The following is a 20,542-nucleotide window of genomic DNA, read 5'->3' on the forward strand; positions in this document are numbered from 1 at the left end:
TTTAATGTTTAATGTTTAATTTCTTAAAACTGTCATCTGTCATCTGTAAGATGTAACCTCGGTGAACCCACTGCGACAGCATGTTTCGGGTGCCGCGAGTGTCCATACCGTTGGCCTGGCGTATCAGTTCGGCATCGTGTGTGGTAAACTCGTCGGGCAGCAAACTGAGCAGGTTTCGCGGTCCGCGACGCTGTTTCTCTTCTGCCCCTCGGTTCACGCTGTCGATGGCCTCGCCAAAGAATGTCATCTTGCAGTGCAGGTCGTACTGCAGGCTCCAGCGCACAAACTCTTCTATCTCCTTGCTCCATCTGTAGTCGTTGCAGATGTAGAGCACGCAGGCCTTCAGGTAGGCGATTACGTTGGCGCGGAACGACAGATTCTCGTAGACCCTCGATTGCGAGAGGCGGGCAAACTCGGCACACTCATCCTTTAGCTTCTTGGCCAGTCGGAATGCCTGCGGACAGTCTACCACACCAGCAGCCCGGCACAGGCGGTCGATATAGGGGCGCAACTCCTCGTCGAACTCAGAGTCGTACGTGCCATACACGGGCATGTCGGCTCCTATTTCGCGTTCTGGTATGGTGCAGAAGTTGATGCGGCTGATAGGGCCATCGGTCAGCACGTTGCGAAAGTAGCGCTGCCCCTTCTGGATGGTGGTGGCGGCATTCCAGTTGAATCGGATGCACACCTTCTCGGTTACGCTCTGCGTGCCCACACGTGTCTGTCCGTAGCGGTTGTCGGGGTCGAAAGCCAGACACATAATCTGAAACTGCTGCGAGCCATGAGCCGAACCGCGCAGGGCGTCAAACTGGTCAATCTCGTTCATCTTGGTGTAGAGGAAGTGCTCGTCGGCCTCGGCCATACGCATCACGAAGGCGGGGTTGGTCATGTCGGGGTCAACCTCCTGTATCACAAGGCCTTCAGGGCGCTGGCGCTTGTCCTTGTTCGAGCCCTTCGAGTTTACCTCCTTCTTCCATTCGGCCTCGCGCTTCAGGTTCTCGGCATCGCGCTTACGGATGTCGGCCATGATGTGGTTGATGGGTTGCGATATGCAGTCCTTACCAGCACCCGTTCCGGCCATCAGCACGTTCATAAACGTGGCCTCGTGCATCACATTGTCGATGTATTTGAACCTAACCTTCCACAGGTGTGCGCCCAGCGAGGGAAAGATGGCATGAGCCACAGCCGGCTTGTAGATGTCGGGCGTTTTCGAGGTGAGCAACTTGACTATCGGAGGCAGCCTATGAGGCATCGGGGGCATCCCCTTGTCGTCGGCCGAGGGTGATATGTCTTCGGCTTCACCAGCGCCCTCTTCGGGGGGCAACAGGGGTATCTCTCTCACTATCTTATCCATCAGCTTCGAACCCTTGGTAGGCTCCTTACAGGCCGAATGGATAATGCTGCGCATCTCCTGCTCCTTCAGTTCAAAGCGGGGCATCACCTGCAGCAGCCATTCCTCGTTATCATCGCAGATAGCTCGCAGGTTAACGGCCAACTGGTGCAGTCGTGTGTTTCGCTTGCCGATGGGCGGTTCGCCCCCCGTACGCCGCCAGTACTCAGCGATGATTTCGGAGTAGGGTATACCGCTGAATTCCTGAGGGTACTTGTTTTCCCCTCCTGATGCAAATGCATCCGAACCACCTTGTTTACCCAAACTGGTTGGCGATGCCTCAAACAGCCGCTCTGATACAAACCTGGTATGGTCCTCTGGCACCATGTAGATACATCGGTCTATGCCCTTCACCTGCTTGTCGGGCTCAAATCCGGTCACCTCCTTCATGATTTGCTGAGCCGTGTCGGCATCCATACCCGCGGGCAGCTCCACCAGCACGTGTGTACCTCGGCGGGCCGATTCCTCTACCAGCAGCACCCACATGCCTCTGATATCGGGCTGAGCGGCATCTTTCAACTTTTCAAAGATCTCGGTGGTGTGTCCTTTCTCGTCAAAATCTATCATCAGGCGGTTCAAAGGTTTGAGTGCATCGGCTGCAGCGCGATGGTTGTTCTTAAACTCGGCGCAACTGGGCGTCCATACCGGCAAGCGGTGCTTTAGCTCGTCATCGCCTTTCTCTATCCTCGAGCACATGTCGGCCAGCCAAGGCTCGCGGCGCATTATCTCCCAATACTCTCGCGATGCAGGCAGGCATGGGGCGCCATGGCCCCTGCCTATGCATGTAAAATAATTTCTATGTTCGTTTTCTACCATATGGTTTCCTCCTTTCTGGTTTTAAGGTACGACATGATCTGGTCGGCCTCCTCCTGATAGAGCGACATGATGAGTGCTCGGCCGTACTTCTTGGGGAACTTGAAGGTTACGTACACATATTCCCTGTTAATTATGCGCTCGCCAGCCTTATGCCCTCCGCACGCGGTTTTGCGGTAATATGGTCGGGTTGCCTTCACTGCTCCGTGGGCTGTCTCAAAGAGAGTCTCATGCTTCGGTCCGTTCAGTCCGTCGCGGTAACGCTTCATGTGGGTTCTGCCATCTTCATCAACTGTTACTCCTGCACGATAGCGAATCCTACTGTTGCCATCGGCCGTTACGGGCTTGTTATCCTGCTCCCACACGCATGGGTAGATGTTGATGTCGCCGTTGTTCATAAATGTGGTCTGTGTGTCCATCTGGACGTTGTGCAAAATCTGCTCCTTGTAAGTGTTGTTAACTTTCTTCATTTTTTTTGAGTTGTGTTTGCGAGAAGAAGGTTGGAATCTTTGCGCATTTACCCGGGAACATCCTCCTCACTCCAACTCAGGGTTAAACATTATTGTTATCTGATTTCGAGTGCAAAGGTACGGCGAGTGGCGTAGAGAAAAAAAGAAAGAAAGCTACGCCAACTTTCTTTCTTCTTTCACTGCTGATAATCAGTGAGTTATGTAAATACAAAAACTATTATCGATTCATTTCTTCTATCAGTCTTTCTATGTCGGTTTTCAGCGCTTTGTCTTTTAGAGCTGTACCTAGGGCCGATCTAACCGAGTGGTCTTTAGTACCCTCTAGCGCCTCGCAGATGGTTTGGTTGCTGGCCGATGGGGCAAACACATGCTTATCTATCATGGTGTGCAGAATGTTGGCTATCAGGTTTCGATTGAATGTGGTGTTTTGCTGTTTACCTACTTTCTTGGCCTGCCACTTCACTGCAGGGATGCTGAGTATGGCGTCCCATAGGGCGTCGTAGCGTTCGGTAGTCCAGCTGGCAGCCAGCATGCCCTTAACCCTGCCTGTGTATTCTAGTATGTCGTTAAAGTCGTCGGTGCTTTCGTCGGATACGCGCGTGTACATCTCTATAATGATGATGGCTGCATAGACCTCATATAGCTCCTTGCGCGATACGTGTTGGTAGCCTAGGCATTCTGCCAGTTTCTCGTGGTTCTGATAATCACGTAGCATCAGTCGGGGCATGGATTTAAACCAGTCGGTCAGTTTCTTCAACTCCTCTTTTACCGTGCTCCCGCTGGTGGCTATGTGCTTATCGAATTTTGCTATCAGTCCGTCGTTGCTTTGGGCTAGCGTGCGAAGCTGTTCCAACTGCCGTTCCATCAGCTTGAATTTTGGGTGGTCGACCGATCGGGTCATATCGCCCTCAATATCCGACAGTTTGTTTCTTATCTCTGTCAGTTTCTGTTTCAGTTCGGGCTCCAGGTTCAGCTTGCATGCACTCCTGAGGTTTCTCAGTATATGGTCGCGCCAGTAGTAGTCCTCATAACATAATGATAAGCTTGCCAGCGGCATATAACTTTGTACCATAGTAAGCAGGGTGGGGATGTTCTCTACGGTGGGCTTCATCTTCGATAATCGTGGAGCCACCACCTGCAGGGCCTTCTCCTGCTCGGTATAGTCCATGCACAACACCTCGGGCAGCGGATTGGCAGGCAGCACTCGCTTGTGGGTTCGGGTGGTAATAGGAGGGTCTTGCACATCGGGTATGGTTATAAACATGGTGATGTTGCCATCGTTGCCCGATACTAGAGCGTTGCACTGCCCGTCTTCATCGAGCAGAGGTTTTACTTCAAGACACGATGTGCTCTTGATATAGCCTATGTGCTGGGTGTAGTTAATGTAAACGGCTATTGCATTTTCATCATGCGCATTGTTTGGCTCGGCAACCAATATCAGCGGTGTGCCGGCTTTTAGGCTCATGATAAATTTGTTGGCGGCGGCCTTTGCCTCTTCTCTGGGCAATCCCCGCCCAATCTGGTAAGTTATCCCTGTAACTTCAAATTCTGTCATTGTTGTGTTAGCACTTTGGTTTGGTTCATTTCGGTTTGCAAAATTAGTAAATTCTGCTTAAAAACAAGCATAAAAAAGTGCTTTTTTTCAGACCTCCTAGTGTTAACATATGTCAATCAGGTGATTATCAGAAAGTTATAGATCTCTGCCCGGCGATGACAATGACAGTTCTTACAGATGACAGTTTATGAAAATTGAAAGAAGAAGAGGTATTAGTATATATATAATATATATATTATATAATACTAATCTTACTTTTGGGGTTGACTATCAATTATCTGTCATCTGTCATCTGTCATTTCAGAATTCGACGAATTTGTGCTGAAAATCGGTCCAAATCGGCGGTCGGAATTTGGAAACACACCAAAAATGTTGTACCTTTGCATTGTCAAAAACAAAGGAGAAAACAGCGCGCTAGTTAAAGAAAAAAATCTCCCTAGTTAGGCAGTAAAAAAACATAAGTTTAACCCTTTAAAAAACACACAAAGTTATGGCACTGAAAGTAAAAGCAAAAGAACAGTTGATTAAGATTGGCAAGTATGCCGACACGTATCGTTACGTGATGATGCCCGAGCTCTATACGGCGCTCTCGCAGGAGAAAGTGATTAAGGAGGCAGCCCTCCGCAGCGGTGTGAGCCGAGGCGTGATGCAGGCCTGCTGGGATGCAGCCGGCGAGGTGATCAAGGCGTGGGCCACCGAGGGCCACTCGGTAGCGCTGCCAGGTCTGGGCACCATGCGATTCGGACTGCGCGCCAAGTCGGTCGAGAAGGTAGATGAGGTGAAGGCCGGTCTGATTTCGAGTCGTCGTATCATCTTCACCCCCAACACGGAGCTGAAGGATGAGTTGGCCAATACCGCCATCCAGATTGCCTGCTACGACCGCGATGGCAAGGAGGTGAAGCGAGTAACCAGCACCGATAGTGGCGACATCGAGGATCCCGAAGATGACGGCCCAACCGGCGGCCTCACTCCAAATCCTGGGGATTAAGTAATCGGAAAGTATTAACCATTTAAAAACAAAACAACTATGAGCAAGAAAGAAACCATTAAGTTTATTGTGCAGATGATTGCGGCTATAGCAACTGCTATTGTTACTGCACTCGGAACCACCTCATGTTTGGGGTTGTAGAAACAAAAGGGTGAGAGCCCTCTTCGTAGAAAACAAAAAAAGGGAACCAAATCGGTTCCCATTTTTTTTAGCGGAGAGAGAGGGATTCGAACCCCCGGTGCCTCTCAGCACGGTAGTTTTCAAGACTACTGTAATCGACCACTCTACCATCTCTCCAGTGCTCTGATTGTCTCGAAAGCGGGTGCAAAGGTACGGAGATTTTTTGAAACAAACAAATTTTTGGCCAACTTTTTATAAAAAAATCGCATTTTTGCCTATTTTTGCCCCTTTTTCATATAAAAATCGTACCTTTGCAGCGTGATTTATCCAAATAACTTTGAGCGCAAGCTCGGATTCGATGAGATTAGAAAGCTCTTAAAGGCACGTTGCCAGAGCACTCTTGGGCAGGAGAAAGTAGATGAAATGGCTTTCTCTACCGATGCCGATGTTGTTAACGAATGGCTGGCGCAGGTACGCGAGTTCCGCCGACTGCAGGAGGAGCACGATGATTTTCCGCTACAGTACTTCTTTGATGTGCGCGAGAGCATAGCGCGCATACGCCTGGAAAACACCCATCTGGAAGAGGATGAGGTGTGGGATCTGCGCCGCTCGCTGGAAACCATTGTGAATATTGTGCGCTATCTGGAGCGTGGTGCTGAAGAGACGGCTCAGGGCGATGTGAAGTATCCTTATCCGGCGCTGCATCGACTGACCGACGGCGTTGTAACCTTCCCTGCCATGCTGCGACGCATCGACTCGATACTGGATAAATTCGGCAAAATCAAGGATTCGGCCTCGATGACGCTGGCTGGAATCCGCCACGACTTGGAAAAAACGCAGGGCTCCATCTCGCGTACATTATATACTATACTGCATGCTGCACAGCGCGACGGACTGGTGGACAGAGATGCCGCACCCGCTATGCGCGACGGCCGACTGGTGATACCCGTACAGCCGCAGCTGAAGCGCCGCATAAGCGGTATAGTGCACGATGAGAGTGCTACTGGTAAAACCGTGTTTATAGAGCCTACCGAGGTGGTAGAGGCCAACAACAAGGTGCGCCAGCTGGAGGCCGAAGAGCGCCGCGAGGTTATCCGCATACTGACCGTATTTACAGATGAGGTACGCCCGTACGTGCGCGAGATAATCGATTCGTACCAACTGCTGGCACAGATAGACCTGATTCAGGCCAAGGCCGAGTGGGCCAAGCTTACCAGCGCCTTTGAACCCACCGTGAAGGCCGAGTCCGTAATCGATTGGATTCGTGCCGTCCACCCCCTGCTGCAGCTCTCGCTCGAGAAGAAGGGTGCAAGCGTTGTTCCTTTGGATATAACGCTTTCGAGGAGTGAGGAGGGAGGAGTGAGGAAAAAAGCCGGTAGGCTTCTTATTATCAGCGGTCCGAATGCCGGCGGTAAATCGGTGTGCCTGAAGACTGTGGGACTGCTGCAGTACATGCTGCAATGCGGACTGCCCATACCCATAGGCGATCGCTCTACCGTAGGTCTCTTCGAGAGCATCATGATTGATATCGGCGACGAGCAGAGCATAGAGAACGACCTCTCTACCTATTCGAGCCATCTGATGAACATGAAGCAGATGATGCGCTCGGCCAATGAGCGTTCGCTACTGCTGATAGACGAGTTTGGTAGCGGTACCGAGCCCACCATCGGAGGTGCTATAGCCGAGGCCATGCTCAAGCAGTTCTGGAAGAAGAAAACCTTTGGTGTGATTACCACCCACTATCAGAATCTGAAGCACTTTGCCGAGGACCACGAAGGTGTGGTTAACGGCGCCATGCTGTACGACCGCCACGAGATGCAGGCCCTGTTCCAGCTCTCCATCGGGCAGCCAGGCTCTAGCTTTGCCATCGAGATAGCCCGCAAGACGGGCATACCCGAGGAGGTGATACGCGATGCCAGCGACATCGTAGGTCAGGACTATATTCAGAGCGATAAGTATCTGCAGGATATCGTGCGTGATAAGCGATACTGGGAGGGCAAGCGCCAGACCATTCATCAGCACGAGAAGAAGCTGGAGGCTACCGGCGAACGACTGGAAGCCGAACTGACCGAGATAGAACGCCAGCGCAAAGAGATACTACGCAAGGCTAAGGAGGAGGCCGAAGAGATGCTGCGCGAGAGCAACAAGCGAATAGAAAACGCCATACGCGAGATACGTGAGCAGCAGGCCGAGAAAGAGCGCACCCGCAAGATACGTGAGGAGTTGGATGCCTTTAAGGAAGAGGTGGCCGAGATAGATACACGAGCTAACGACGAGGCTATAGCCCGCAAGATACGCCAGCTGCAGGAGCGCAAAGAGCGCCGCGAGAAGCGAAAGGCCGAAAAAGCCGAAAAAGCTGCTAGTGCCCCTGGCCGACTCGGCCAGGGAGAAACTAGCCCGGCTAGTATGACTAGTACTGCTAGTATTCCTTTAAAGCTAGGCGATACCGTGCGCATAAAGGGCTTAACATCGGTGGGCGTGGTTGATAGCATCGACGGTAAGATGGCCGTAGTTATCTTTGGCGGCATGAAAACCAAAATGCGCGCCGACCGCCTGGAGCATGCTGAAAAGCCCAAGACATCGACTACCAAAGCCGAAGAGCGCAACCAGAACATAGCAGGATCGTATGGCGTGGTATCGCGCGACACCCGCAATGTGATAGACAACCGCAAGCTGAACTTCAAGCAGGATATCGACGTGCGCGGCATGCGAGGCGACGAGGCCATCAATGCCATTACCTATTTTATAGACGATGCCATACTGGTGGGTGTATCGCGCGTACGCATACTGCATGGTACCGGTACGGGCATTCTGCGCCAGCTTATTCGCCAGTATCTGGCCACGATTCCAAACGTTACCCACTATCGCGATGAGCATGTGCAGTTTGGTGGCTCAGGTATAACAGTTGTTGATTTAGAATAGAATTTGTTAAATAATTGATGTAAGTCAGTGTGCGTACACAATAAAAGTTAAAAGAACTTAACATTTGAACCACCTATAGGAATAATTCGTAACTTTGCACCCAGAAATCGACGCGAAGTCGACTGAATATGAAGATGAGATCTAAAGGATAACGCGGTATCCGCAAGGGGCCGCTTAAAGTATAGAGATATGATTCAATTTATTAAAAAGGCAGTCGTCCTGATGGCTCTTTTGCTGGTGAGCATAACGATTTCTGCAGGCGGAGATAGTTTAAAGAGCGCTACGACATCAGCTTTCGACTGGAATCCAGTAATGGATGCAATTATTCTTGTAGAGAGCGAAGGAAATCCCAATGCCGTGAGTGGAAACTCAGTAGGCGCGATGCAGATTACTCCGATTCTTGTAAAGGAATGTAACAATATTCTAGAGAAGCAGAAGAGTAATAAGCGCTACACGATGGCCGATCGCTACAGTGTAGAGAAATCGAAGGAGATGTTCCTGTTAATCCAAAAGTACTTTAACCCAGAGAACAACGTCGAGAAGGCTATACGTTCATGGAATGGAGGAGTTAAGTACAGTGTCAAGGCCACAAACAGGTACTATCGTAAGGTACTGGCCAAGATGAAGTAGAAGGATCTTTTAATCCGGTTGTCGAGGGTTCGAACCCCGACGACCGGAATATTTTTTTGTATTTGATCAAACGCATACGAAAAAAGCCCGACTTAATGTCGAGCTTTCTTCATTAGTTGCGGAGGCAGGATTCGAACGTGCGACCTCCAGGTTATGAGCCTGGCGAGCTACCAACTGCTCCACTCCGCGATGTTAAATTTTCGCTGCAAATCAGGGCGTTTCCTGTTTTGCGGGTGCAAAGGTACGAACATTTTTTGAATTGACCAAATATTTGGGCGATTTTTTTATAAATTTGTTGTTTTTGTAACTTTTTTGCCCGTTTTTCTTGTGTATTTAAAAGAAATACCTTACTTTTGCACATCATATTAATGTGTGCAATTTTTAAAAATAGAAGAAAACAGTCATGTCGATTTCGAAAACAAGACAAAAACTGGTTGATGTAGCCCGACAGTTATTCGCTAAGAATGGACTGGAGAATACGACGATGAATGATATTGCCCTGCAGTCGGGTAAGGGTCGCCGTACGCTATATACCTATTTTAAATCTAAAGAGGAAATCTATTATGCCGTTATCGAAAGCGAGCTTGAGCGACTGAGCGATAAGCTAGACGAGGTGGCAGCCCGAAAAATCCGTCCGCAGGATAAGATTATCGAGCTTATCTACACCCATCTGAGCATGATTCGCGAAACCGTGGTTCGTAATGGTAATCTGCGCGCCGAGTTCTTCCGTAATATCTGGATGGTAGAGAAAGTGCGCCGCCACTTTGACGATGCCGAGATAGAGCTGTTTCGCAAGGTGTATGCCGAAGGAAAGGAAGTCGGCGAGTTCGACATAGATAATGTAGATCTGGTGGCCGACATTACCCACTACTGTATCAAGGGCCTCGAAGTACCTTATATATATGGACGTATTGCCCACGGTATGAAAGAGGAGGATACCAAGCCGCAGGTGGCCAAGGTGGTTTACGGTGCGCTGGGAAAACTGCAGCGCAGGTAAATATGACAGATGACAAATGACAGTTATTAATTTAAATAAAGAATTTAAGAATTATGGGATTATTAAGTGGTAAGACAGCGCTGATTACAGGTGCTGCACGCGGTATCGGAAAGGCTATCGCACTGAAGTATGCCTCAGAGGGCTGTAACATCGCATTCACCGACCTCAACATCTGCGAGGAGACTGAGCAGGAGATTGCAGCACTCGGTGTAAAGGCTAAGAGCTACGCCAGCAACGCTGCCGATTTTGCTCAGACCGAGGAGGTTGTAAAGGCTGTGAAAGAGGAGTTCGGTTCAATCGATATTCTGGTTAACAATGCTGGTATCACTAAGGATGGCCTGATGCTGCGCATGACCGAGCAGCAGTGGGATGCCGTAATCGCAGTAAACCTGAAGTCGGCCTTCAACTTTATCCATGCTTGTGTGCCCGTTATGATGCGTCAGCGTGGCGGTTCTATCATCAACATGGCATCGGTAGTAGGTGTTCACGGTAACGCCGGTCAGGCTAACTATGCTGCCTCAAAGGCTGGACTCATTGCTCTGGCTAAGAGTATCGCTCAGGAGATGGGACCAAAGGGTATCCGTGCCAACGCTATCGCTCCTGGATTCATCGAGACTGCCATGACTGCAGCTCTGCCCGAGGATATCCGCAAGGAGTGGTGCAATAAGATTCCTCTGCGCCGTGGCGGTCAGGTTGAGGATATCGCTAACGTGGCTACCTTCCTGGCTTCAGACATGTCTAGCTACGTAAGCGGACAGGTTATCCAGGTAGATGGTGGTATGAACATGTAGTTCATTGAACATTGATTATTGAACATTGAACATTATGGAAGTCGTTTACGAAGACAACCATATTATCATAGTAAACAAACAGAGTGGGGAGATCGTACAGGGTGATAAAACTGGCGATCGCCCCCTTTCTGATATAGTGAAAGACTATATCAAGGAAAAGTACGCCAAGCCGGGAGCCGTTTTTCTAGGGGTGGTGCACCGTTTAGACCGTCCTGTTTCCGGACTCGTAGTCTTTGCCCGCACATCGAAAGCACTGACCCGACTCAACAAAATGTTTGCCGAGGGCCAAGTGCACAAAACCTATTGGGCAATAGTTAAAAATAGGCCCAAAGCACCCGAAGGTACGCTTGAGAACTGGCTGGTGCGCAATGAGAAGCAAAACAAAAGCTACGCATACGATAAAGAGCGGCCCAATGCCAAGAAAGCCATCTTGAAGTATCGCACGATTGGACATACCGACAACTACAGCGTGCTCGAAGTAAACCTGATGACCGGACGTCACCATCAGATACGATGCCAGCTGGCCGCTATGGGCTGTCCCATCAAGGGCGACCTGAAGTATGGCGCGCCCCGCAGCAATCCCGACGGCAGTATCTCGTTGATGTCGCGCAGAGTAGAGTTTGTGCATCCGGTATCGAAAGAAACCATCATTGTCGAAGCCCCACTGCCTAACGACCCGTTGTGGCAGGCTGCGGCTAACAGATAGGAAATGAAAAAAACACTGAAGTGGTTGGGTATTGCGGCCATAACGCCCATACTGCTTATTCTTATACTGGCCGTACTTCTGTATTTACCACCCGTGCAAAACTGGGCGGTAAAGAAGGTAGCATCTATCGCCTCAGAAAAAACAGGCATGCAGATTACCATAGAGCATGTGAACCTGGAATTTCCGTTAGACCTTGGCATCGAGGGCTTCCGTGCATTACATCCGCGCTCGGCTTCGCCGCTTGGCTCGTCCAAGAACGACTCTATCCCCCAACTGCAGGATACCATTGCCGATGTGCGGAAAATGGTGTGCGATGTGCAGCTGCTGCCACTACTTGAAAAACGTGTGGTTATCGACGAACTGTCGATGACTCAGGCTAAGATTAACACCAATGGTTTTATCGGCGACCTGCGCGTAAAAGGTGAGCTGCAGGAACTATGGCTTTCGTCGCGCGGCATCGACCTCGATAAGGAAACCGTAGAGGTGAACGGCGCCCGACTCTCAGAAGCCCGACTGGATATCGCACTCAGCGATACAGCGGCTGTAGACACCACGGAATCAACAGCTAAATGGATAGTGAATGCTGATTCGGTGAGTATCCTGAAGAGCAATCTGATGGTTCATCTGCCAGGCGATACGCTGAATGCTCAGGCCTATATGGGTAGGGCAGTGGCTCGCACGGTGCTGGCCGACCTGGGCCATAATATATATAAGGTGGAAAGTCTGGACTGGACCGACGGCCGACTGAAATACGACAACCGCTTCGAACCCGAGACCGACGGACTGGACTACAACCATCTGTCGCTGACCGATATCAACCTGCGCGTAGATTCGATAGAATACATCGACCCTAACACATCGCTTATCATCAGGAGCCTGCAGGCCAAGGAGAAGAGCGGACTGCAAATCAGTAATCTGATGGCTAAGATTACGATGGATGATAAGCGCCTGATGATACCCACACTGAAGCTGAAAACCCCTGATACTGACATAGAAACCGAACTGGCCATGGACTTCAATACCTTCGACGAACTGAATCCAGGAGCCATGCGTTTCCGTATGAATGCACAGATAGGTAAGCAAGACCTGATGCGCTTTATGGGCGACATGCCGCAGGCCTTCGTTAAAAACTATCCTAACCACCCCATCAGTATCAAAGGCTCTATCAACGGCAACATGCAGCACATGGCCTTTACAGGGCTCGACATACATCTGCCAACGGCATTCCGAATGACTGCCACCGGTACGGCCGACAACGTGACCGATATGGCCCGCATGCAGGCAGATATCAAAATGAGTGCCCGTGCAGAGAACATCAACTTTACACTAGGGCTGGCCGACCCCGCACTGATGCGTAACTACCGCATACCTAACGGATTGCAGGTAGACGGAACGCTGAAGGCCAACGGCACGCGCTACCAAACCAACCTGATAGCTCGCGAGGGTGCTGGAACGGTTAAGTTTAAAGGCGGCGCCAGCATTCCGCTCAATGCTAAGGGCGATCTGGTAACCGAGGCTATGACTTACGATGCCGATATCAGCATCAACCGCCTGAACCTGCATCACTTTATGCCTCGCGACTCTATCTACACCTTTACTGCCGATGTGAAGGCTAAGGGTTATGGTACCGACTTCCTGTCGAACAAGAGCCGACTGACTGCCGACGCTAAAGTGCATCAGCTGCAATACGGTAGGCAGAACCTGAAGAACATCACAGCCCAGGCTACTCTGGCTAACGGCCATGCACTGGCATCGATAGTGGGCCACAACGAGCTGTTGAACGGTACCATTGGTGTAGATGCCCTGCTGAACACCAAGAAACTCATGGCCACCATCAGTGCCGACCTGGATAAGGCCGACCTGTACCGTATGCGACTGGTAGAAAAGCCATTGGCTATCGGACTGTGCGGTTCGGTTGATGTGGTGTCGGACATGAAACTCACGCATAAGGTAACCGGACTGGTAGATGAGATTTACATCACCGGACAGAAGAGTACACTGCGTCCTGACTTTATCGGATTGCATATCAATACCAATCTCGACACCGTTATCTTCCGCATGCAGAGCGGCGACTTCATTGTGAAACTGGATGCCAGCGGAAACTACGAGCGCTTGTTGAACAAGCTGACTATTCTGGGCGATTCGGTGATGGCACAGATGGACAAGCGTATTATCGACCAGTCTGCCATCAAGCGTCTGCTGCCCGAGATGAAGGTACATATCGAGAGTAAGCGCGATAACCCGATAGCCAACCTGATGCAGGTGCTCGACATACAGTTCAAGGAGATGATGCTCGATGTGGCTACATCGCCCCAAACGGGTATCAATGGTAAGAGCTATCTCTACTCGCTGATTTACGATAGTACGCGCATAGACACCATCAGGCTGAACCTGACGCAGAAGGGCGACCGACTGACATATCAGGGACAGGTGCGTAATAACAAGCGCAATCCGCAGTTTGTATTCAATGCCTTGTTCGATGGTACCATCCATCAGCACGGTGCACTGGCAGGCTTGCGATATTATGATGATAAAGACCGACTGGGAGTACGCTTAGGTGCTACTGCCGAAATGGAAAGCGATGGCATACGCTTCAGGCTGCTGCCCGAGCGCCCCACCATCGGATATAAGGTGTTCAACCTGAACAAGGATAACTATCTGTTTATGGGCCGTAACAAGCGCTTACAGGCCAAGGTTGACCTGATAGCCGACGATAAGACCGGTATCAAACTGTATACCGAGAATCAGGATTCTACCATGCTGCAGGATATCACCATGAGTATCAACAGGCTGGATCTCGGTGAGTTGACATCTGTAATTCCATATCTGCCCCGCATTACCGGAAAGCTGAACGGCGACTACCATATACTGCAGGACCGCAACGAGAATATATCAGTAGCAGCGGATATGTCGGTACATCAGATGACCTACGAGGGTTCGCCCATAGGTAACATCAGTACCGAAATGGTTTATCTGATGAAGGAGGACGACAAGCATGCCGTAGAAGCCCGATTGATGCTGGACGATGAGGAGTTCGGTATGCTGAGCGGAACCTATCAGAACGAGGGTGAAGGATTTATTGATGCCACTTTCAATATGACCCGTTTGCCGCTATCGCTGGTTAATGGTTTCGTGCCCGATCAGATGGTGGGTCTTGAGGGTTATGGCGAGGGTAGTGTAACCATCCGCGGCACTACAAGTCATCCGGAGGTTAACGGCGAGATGTTTGTTGATTCGGCTTTCCTGGTGAGCATCCCATACGGCATCCGCATGCGATTTGATGATGACCCTGTGCGTATCGTTGACTCAAAGCTTTTGCTCGAGAACTTCGGTTTGCGCTCCAGCAATAACGACCTGCTGAACCTGATGGGTAACATCGACTTCTCGGATACCGACCACATGACGATGGATATGCGTATGCGTGCCCGCAACTTCCTGCTGATCGACTCGAAGCAGCAGGCTAAGAGTGTGGCCTGGGGTAAAGCTTACGTTAACTTCCTGGCTCGACTGCAGGGCCCGATTGAGAGTCTGAACATGCGTGGCCGTCTGGATGTGCTGGGATCAACAGATATGAAGTACCTGTTGCTCGATTCGCCACTTTCTACCGATAACCGACTGGATGAACTGGTTAAGTTTACCGACTTCAGCGATTCAACGCTGGTAGTGGTAACTCATCCCGCACCAACAGGACTTAATATCGACCTCAACGTCAATGTATCGCAGGGCGCCCACATTGTGTGCAATCTGAATGCCGACGAGTCGAACTATGTCGACCTGATGGGTGGTGGCGACCTGAGAATGAAATACAACTCGGAGGGTATAGACCTGAAGGGTAGATACACGCTTTCGAGCGGCGAGATGAAGTACTCGCTGCCTGTCATCCCCCTGAAGACGTTTACCGTTAAGGAGGGCAGCTACGTAGAGTTTACGGGCGACCCGATGAACCCGAAGCTGAACATTACGGCTACCGAGCGTGTAAAATCGAATGTTACCGATGAGTCGGGTGCCAGCCGCACCGTTCAGTTCGATTGCGGTGTTATCATCACCAAGACGCTGAACGATATGGGTCTTGAGTTTACCATCGATGCACCCGAGGATCAGAATATTAGTGGTGAGTTGGCCACCATGTCGAAGGAAGAGCGAGGTAAGATGGCCGTGGCCATGCTTACCACGGGTATGTATCTGGCCGATGGAAACACTGGCGGATTCTCAATGAACTCGGCGCTCAGCTCGTTCTTGCAGAGCGAAATCAACAATATTGCCGGCTCAGCACTCAAAACGCTCGACCTGAGTGTGGGTATCGACAATACCACCGATGCCTCAGGAACCATGCGTACCGACTATTCGTTTAAGTTTGCCAAGCGATTCTTTAACAACCGTCTGAAGATTGAATTGGGCGGAAAGGTATCGTCGGGAGCTAGCGAGGCTGTGGGCAGCAACCAGTCGTTCTTCGACAATGTAACGATGGAGTACCGCCTGAATCAGGACGCTACCAAGAACCTGAAGGTGTTCTACAATCAGAACGTGTACGACTGGCTTGAGGGTTATACCGGCGAATACGGTATCGGTTTCGTATGGCGTCGCAAACTCAACAGTCTGCTTGATGTGCTCACTTTCTGGAAGAAGGAACCACAGCCTACGATGGCGCCTAGAACATCGCCTACTGCAACATCGCGCGATAGCCTGCGCACCGATAGTGTCAGACCAATAAACAGAGATCGAAATGCTAAATAAAATAAAGTATATAGCCATTACGCTTTGTCTCGTATCCTGTTCGATGACAAAAAACATCCCCGAAGATGAACAACTCTTTGTGGGTCTGACCAAGATTGCTTATCCAGACGATAGAGAATACGAAAATGAGGCGTACGAGAAACATCTGGAGAATACCAAACTGGAGCTGGAGGCAGCTCTGGCTACCCAGCCTAACGGTTCGCTGTTCGGTAGTAGCTATTACACGGTGCCCTGGTCGTGGCATCTGTGGGTATATAATACGTATAGTGGCAAGAATTCTGGCTTTGCACGCTGGATGACCAAGACTTTTGGTAAGGCTCCTGTACTGATGAGTCAGGTAAACCCCACGCTACGTAGTTCGGTAGCCCGTTCGGTGCTTCGCAACAACGGCTATTTCCGTGGCGATGTTACTTTCGACCTTGTGCAGCAGAAGAATCCCAAGAAGTGCAAGATAGGCTATACCATCCATCTCGATTCGCTCTTCAAACTCGATTCTGTGAGCTACGTTAACTTCCCTGCGCCTATGCAGGCACTCATCGATTCTACTAGCGAAGAGAGTCTTATTAAGAGCCAGTCGCCGTTCAGTATCAATAATCTTGATGCCGAACGCTCGCGCATCAACACGCTGCTGCGTAACAACGGCTATTACTACTACAACTCGAGCTATTCATCGTATCTGGCCGATACGTTTGCTGTTGATAATAAAACGCAGCTCAGATTCCAACTGGCATCTGGACTGCCCGAACAGGCGCTGCAGAAGTGGTATATCGGTAAATTGGATGTTAACTTCCGTAAGTCGTCTCGCGAGGTGTTGAACGACTCTATTAAGCGTCGCACGCTGACGTTGCACTTCAATGGTAAGAAGTCGCCCATCATGCCTCGCGTGGTATTGCGCAATATGCGTCTACGTCCGCGTCAGGAGTTCAGTTACGAGAAGTATCAGGAGTCAGCTAGTAAGATTAATGCTACCGGTGTGTTCTCAAGCACCGACTTCCAGTTTACGCCTCGACCAGGTACTGATACCCTCGACCTGAAGTTGAACTGCACTTTCGATAAGCCTTACGATTTCTATATCGAGGGCAATGCCAAAGGTCGTACCAGTGGCCGTTACGGTCCTGAGCTTAAAATCGGTCTTACGCGTCGTAATGCCTTCCGTGCCGGTGAGAAGCTCGATCTAAACCTGCATGGCGCCTACGAGTGGCAGAAGGGAGCTAACTCTGATATGAACAGCTACCAGTATGGTGCCGATCTGTCGATAGAGTTTCCGCGTATTATCGCGCCTTTCTATAATAGCGACCGTATACGTCGTGATAAGAACGGTCGACCTATCCGTCGCCGCTTCTATTCTTCGCCTACTACCTATGCCAAGGTTTCGAGCGATGTGGTTCGCCGCCCAGAGTATTACAAGATGCATATCGTAAGCGGTGAGTGGACCTATCGTTGGCAATCTTCGGCTACTGTTCGCCATGAGTTCTCGCCACTTACGGTCAAGTATCAGTATATGAACAGCTCTACAGCGAAGTTCGATTCTGTTATCGTGAACAACCTTTATCTGGCTGCAACAATGGAAGACTGTTTCATCCCGAAGATGCGTTATACCTTTATGTATAGCAGTCCGCAGTCTAAGCGCCATCCCATCCGTTTCGAGGCAACACTCGAAGAGGCTGGCAATCTGGTATCGCTTTGGGATATAGCCGGAGGCCACTCGTTCAATGAGAAAGGAAAGACCATGTTCAAAACACCATATTCGCAGTTTGTGCGACTTGAGGGCGACTTCAGTAAGACGTGGAACCTCACACCTACATCACAGCTTGTAGGTCATGCCAATGGCGGATTCATCTATTGTTATGGTAATAGCGAAAGCGCGCCGTTCAGCGAGTTGTTCTATGTGGGTGGTGCCAATACGGTTCGTGCCTTTGGTGTGCGCCAGATAGGACCAGGTAATTTTGATGGCCGAGATTATTCACGCCAGATTGATTACTTGGTACAGAATGGTGAAGCCAGACTGGTAGGTAACCTAGAGTATCGCGCCAAGTTGTTTGGCGATTTGAATGGCGCTGTGTTCCTCGATGCTGGTAATGTGTGGAACTTTAAGAGTGAATTTACAGAGGGCGATTATCCTAAATCAGTTGGCGACTTCTTCGACCAGCTGGCATTAGGTACTGGAGTAGGCGTTCGTTACGATATGGGTTTCTTGGTAATACGTCTCGACTGGGGTATAGCACTCCACTGCCCGTATCCCACAGGCAAGTCGGGCTATTTTAATGTACCAAGCTTTAAAGGGGCCCATACACTCCATTTTGCCATCGGATATCCATTTTAATTGTTAAGGCACGTTAATACGTATCTTAATCAAGATATTTTTTGTAACTTTGCACGCAAATTAATATAACTCAAAAAATTACAGCTTTATGAAACCAACTCTATTTCTGCTTGCAGCTGGCATGGGAAGTCGTTATGGCGGCCTGAAACAGCTTGACGGTCTGGGCCCTAACGGCGAGACAATTATGGATTACAGTATTTACGATGCCATCCAGGCTGGATTCGGCAAGATTGTATGGGTTATCCGTAAGGATTTCGAAGAGCAGTTCCGCACTCAGATTCTCGCTAAGTACGAAGGTAAGGTTAAGTGTGAGCTCTGTTTCCAGGCACTCGATGCTCTGCCCGAAGGATTCAGTGTTCCTGAAGGGCGTCAGAAGCCTTGGGGTACTAACCACGCTGTGCTCATGGGTAAGGATGTTATCAAGGAGCCTTTCTGCGTAATTAACTGCGACGATTTCTATAACCGCGATGCCTTTATGGTTATCGGTAAGTATCTGGCTAATCTGCCTGAGGACGCTAAGAACCAGTATGCTATGGTAGGTTTCCGTGTAGGTAATACCTTGAGCGAGAACGGTACTGTGGCTCGTGGCGTATGCTCTAAGAACGAGAAGGGTCATCTTACTACAGTAGTAGAGCGCACTGAGATTGTACGTTGCGCTGCCGATGGTTCAAACGCCGGTGCTGCCAGCGAGCCTGTTCGTTATAAAGATGAAGACGGCAAGTGGGTGGCAGTAGAGGATAACACCCCTGTTTCAATGAATATGTGGGGCTTCACTCCCGATTACTTCCAGTACTCTGAGGAGTATTTCAAGGAGTTCCTCAGCGATCCTAAGAACATGGAGAACCTGAAGGCCGAGTTCTTTATTCCTCTGATGGTTAACAAGCTTATCAATGAGGGCACTGCTACTGTCGAGGTGCTCGATACCACCAGCAAGTGGTTCGGTGTTACCTATGCAGCCGATCGCGATGCAACTGTGGCTCGCATTAAGAAGCTCGTTGATGAGGGCGTATATCCAAACAAACTTTTCTAAATGAATATCAACATTTTAGATAATGATCAGCTGGTTCTGATGGACCAGCTGATTTCTGATGCAAATACCGTACTCGTAGTATGTCACAAGAGTCCCGATGGCGATGCTGTTGGCTCCACATTAGGTTGGGCAGAGTTCATGCGTCATCGTGGAAAAGACGTTACCGTTATCGTGCCCGATCAGTATCCCGACTTCCTGAAGTGGCTGCCTAACACCGAGAAGATTGTGCGCTACGACAAGCACACCGAGAAGTGCGATATGCTGTTTAAGATTGCCGATCTCATTTTCTGTCTCGACTTCAACACGCCCAGTCGTGTCGATGAGATGCAGCAGGCTTTGGTAAGCAGTCCTGCCAAGAAGGTACAGATTGACCATCACCTTAAGCCCGATCTCGATGCTGCACTCGTGGTGTCGCATCCAGAGGCTTCGAGCACTTGCGAACTCGTGTTCCGTATTGTTTGGCAGATGGGAGCGTTCGATCAGCTCGACAAGCAGTTTGCCGTTCCTGTTTATTGCGGTATGATGACCGATACTGGTGGTTTTACTTTCAACAGCAACCGTCCTGAAATCTTTCTCATCATCAGCGAATTGCTCACCAAGCATATCGATAAGGACCGCATCTATCGAAATGTGTTCCACAACTATTCTGAGAACCGTATTCGCCTCATGGGCTATGTGATGTATGAGAAGTTGCAGTATATGCCTGAGTATCATGCTGCGTTCTACTCGCTTACCCGCGACGAACTTAAGCGCTTCAACTATATCAAGGGCGATACCGAGGGACTCGTTAATATCCCGCAGCAGATTAAGGGCCTGAAACTCTCTATCTCGTTGCGCGAAGATACCGAAAAGCCTAACCTGGTTTGGGTGAGTCTGCGCTCGGTCGATGACTTCCCTTGCAACCTTATGGCCGAGGAGTTCTTTAATGGTGGAGGCCACCTCAATGCATCGGGTGGAAGGGTAGATGGAAGCATCGAAGATGCTATCGAAATTACAAAAAAAGCTATTATTGCTTATCAAAACAAGTTAAAGTAGCCTAAATGTTGGTGCAGTTTGCGAAATAATTCGTATTT

General features: G+C 49.9%; 14 protein-coding genes and 2 tRNA genes. 11 read left to right on the forward strand and 5 right to left on the reverse strand.

Annotated elements, in window-relative coordinates:
• Nucleotide 1: 1 nt before the first annotated feature.
• The 3 genes from BUB86_RS05740 to BUB86_RS05750 all read right to left on the reverse strand — a co-directional run bounded on the left by BUB86_RS05740 (nucleotide 2) and on the right by BUB86_RS05750 (nucleotide 4,228).
• The gene (locus tag BUB86_RS05740; protein WP_254795104.1) at nucleotides 2-2,206 is read right to left on the reverse strand and encodes a hypothetical protein; all 2,205 of its coding nucleotides are present in this window, start codon (nucleotides 2,204-2,206) and stop codon (nucleotides 2-4) included.
• On the reverse strand, nucleotides 2,200-2,673 hold the full coding sequence (locus BUB86_RS05745; protein ID WP_139261451.1) for a hypothetical protein: 474 nt from the start codon (nucleotides 2,671-2,673) through the stop codon (nucleotides 2,200-2,202). Before BUB86_RS05745 ends, BUB86_RS05740 begins: the two co-directional genes overlap by 7 nt.
• Nucleotides 2,674-2,890: 217 nt before the next feature.
• Nucleotides 2,891-4,228 (reverse strand): HIRAN domain-containing protein, encoded by a 1,338-nt coding sequence (locus tag BUB86_RS05750; protein WP_073206835.1) that lies wholly within the window; start codon nucleotides 4,226-4,228, stop codon nucleotides 2,891-2,893.
• 490 nt (nucleotides 4,229-4,718) lie between these two features.
• Between BUB86_RS05750 and BUB86_RS05755 the strand changes: the two genes are divergently transcribed.
• Nucleotides 4,719-5,216 carry a DNA-binding protein gene (locus BUB86_RS05755; protein WP_073206837.1) on the forward strand — a complete coding sequence of 166 codons (498 nt, stop codon included), beginning with the start codon at nucleotides 4,719-4,721 and terminating at the stop codon, nucleotides 5,214-5,216.
• A gap of 39 nt (nucleotides 5,217-5,255) precedes the next feature.
• Nucleotides 5,256-5,357, forward strand: coding sequence for a smalltalk protein (locus BUB86_RS17575; protein ID WP_175549421.1), 102 nt, complete (start codon nucleotides 5,256-5,258; stop codon nucleotides 5,355-5,357).
• 71 nt (nucleotides 5,358-5,428) lie between these two features.
• Here BUB86_RS17575 and BUB86_RS05760 read toward each other — a convergent pair.
• Nucleotides 5,429-5,513 (reverse strand) — tRNA-Ser (locus BUB86_RS05760).
• A gap of 141 nt (nucleotides 5,514-5,654) precedes the next feature.
• Between BUB86_RS05760 and BUB86_RS05765 the strand changes: the two genes are divergently transcribed.
• On the forward strand, nucleotides 5,655-8,258 hold the full coding sequence (locus BUB86_RS05765; RefSeq protein WP_073206840.1) for an endonuclease MutS2: 2,604 nt from the start codon (nucleotides 5,655-5,657) through the stop codon (nucleotides 8,256-8,258).
• A 189-nt stretch (nucleotides 8,259-8,447) separates the two neighbouring features.
• Nucleotides 8,448-8,888, forward strand: a complete 441-nt coding sequence (locus BUB86_RS05770) for a lytic transglycosylase domain-containing protein (RefSeq protein WP_073206843.1) — start codon at nucleotides 8,448-8,450, stop codon at nucleotides 8,886-8,888.
• 116 nt (nucleotides 8,889-9,004) lie between these two features.
• On the opposite strand, the gene BUB86_RS05775 is transcribed toward BUB86_RS05770, so the two are convergent.
• Nucleotides 9,005-9,077 (reverse strand) — tRNA-Met (locus tag BUB86_RS05775).
• Nucleotides 9,078-9,291: 214 nt separating this feature from the next.
• Here BUB86_RS05775 and BUB86_RS05780 point away from each other — a divergent pair.
• The 7 genes from BUB86_RS05780 (at nucleotide 9,292) to BUB86_RS05810 (ending at nucleotide 20,504) form a co-directional block, all read left to right on the forward strand.
• Nucleotides 9,292-9,885, forward strand: a complete 594-nt coding sequence (locus tag BUB86_RS05780; protein WP_073206846.1) for a TetR/AcrR family transcriptional regulator — start codon at nucleotides 9,292-9,294, stop codon at nucleotides 9,883-9,885.
• Nucleotides 9,886-9,938: 53 nt separating this feature from the next.
• Complete coding sequence (fabG, locus tag BUB86_RS05785; protein WP_073206848.1) at nucleotides 9,939-10,676, forward strand: 3-oxoacyl-[acyl-carrier-protein] reductase; 738 nt, start codon at nucleotides 9,939-9,941, stop codon at nucleotides 10,674-10,676.
• Nucleotides 10,677-10,710: 34 nt separating this feature from the next.
• Nucleotides 10,711-11,382, forward strand: coding sequence for an RluA family pseudouridine synthase (locus tag BUB86_RS05790; RefSeq protein WP_073206852.1), 672 nt, complete (start codon nucleotides 10,711-10,713; stop codon nucleotides 11,380-11,382).
• A 3-nt stretch (nucleotides 11,383-11,385) separates the two neighbouring features.
• Nucleotides 11,386-16,116: a translocation/assembly module TamB domain-containing protein gene (locus BUB86_RS05795; RefSeq protein WP_073206854.1), complete on the forward strand. Its 4,731-nt coding sequence runs from the start codon at nucleotides 11,386-11,388 to the stop codon at nucleotides 16,114-16,116.
• Nucleotides 16,106-18,439, forward strand: a complete 2,334-nt coding sequence (locus BUB86_RS05800) for a BamA/TamA family outer membrane protein (RefSeq protein WP_139261453.1) — start codon at nucleotides 16,106-16,108, stop codon at nucleotides 18,437-18,439. Before BUB86_RS05795 ends, BUB86_RS05800 begins: the two co-directional genes overlap by 11 nt.
• Before the next feature lie 88 nt (nucleotides 18,440-18,527).
• Nucleotides 18,528-19,469: a sugar phosphate nucleotidyltransferase gene (locus BUB86_RS05805; RefSeq protein ID WP_073206861.1), complete on the forward strand. Its 942-nt coding sequence runs from the start codon at nucleotides 18,528-18,530 to the stop codon at nucleotides 19,467-19,469.
• Complete coding sequence (locus BUB86_RS05810; RefSeq protein ID WP_073206864.1) at nucleotides 19,470-20,504, forward strand: DHH family phosphoesterase; 1,035 nt, start codon at nucleotides 19,470-19,472, stop codon at nucleotides 20,502-20,504.
• The last annotated feature ends 38 nt before the right edge of the window (nucleotides 20,505-20,542 follow it).

This window comes from Xylanibacter ruminicola (genome assembly GCF_900142525.1).
Taxonomy (GTDB): domain Bacteria; phylum Bacteroidota; class Bacteroidia; order Bacteroidales; family Bacteroidaceae; genus Prevotella; species Prevotella ruminicola_A.

Coding starts and splice junctions, on each gene's coding strand:
- BUB86_RS05740 (WP_254795104.1), bottom strand. CDS start 2,206: ATGGTAGAAAACGAACATAGAAATTATTTTACATGCATAGGCAGGGGC.
- BUB86_RS05745 (WP_139261451.1), bottom strand. CDS start 2,673: ATGAAGAAAGTTAACAACACTTACAAGGAGCAGATTTTGCACAACGTC.
- BUB86_RS05750 (WP_073206835.1), bottom strand. CDS start 4,228: ATGACAGAATTTGAAGTTACAGGGATAACTTACCAGATTGGGCGGGGA.
- BUB86_RS05755 (WP_073206837.1), top strand. CDS start 4,719: ATGGCACTGAAAGTAAAAGCAAAAGAACAGTTGATTAAGATTGGCAAG.
- BUB86_RS17575 (WP_175549421.1), top strand. CDS start 5,256: ATGAGCAAGAAAGAAACCATTAAGTTTATTGTGCAGATGATTGCGGCT.
- BUB86_RS05770 (WP_073206843.1), top strand. CDS start 8,448: ATGATTCAATTTATTAAAAAGGCAGTCGTCCTGATGGCTCTTTTGCTG.
- BUB86_RS05780 (WP_073206846.1), top strand. CDS start 9,292: ATGTCGATTTCGAAAACAAGACAAAAACTGGTTGATGTAGCCCGACAG.
- fabG (WP_073206848.1), top strand. CDS start 9,939: ATGGGATTATTAAGTGGTAAGACAGCGCTGATTACAGGTGCTGCACGC.
- BUB86_RS05790 (WP_073206852.1), top strand. CDS start 10,711: ATGGAAGTCGTTTACGAAGACAACCATATTATCATAGTAAACAAACAG.
- BUB86_RS05795 (WP_073206854.1), top strand. CDS start 11,386: ATGAAAAAAACACTGAAGTGGTTGGGTATTGCGGCCATAACGCCCATA.
- BUB86_RS05800 (WP_139261453.1), top strand. CDS start 16,106: ATGCTAAATAAAATAAAGTATATAGCCATTACGCTTTGTCTCGTATCC.
- BUB86_RS05805 (WP_073206861.1), top strand. CDS start 18,528: ATGAAACCAACTCTATTTCTGCTTGCAGCTGGCATGGGAAGTCGTTAT.
- BUB86_RS05810 (WP_073206864.1), top strand. CDS start 19,470: ATGAATATCAACATTTTAGATAATGATCAGCTGGTTCTGATGGACCAG.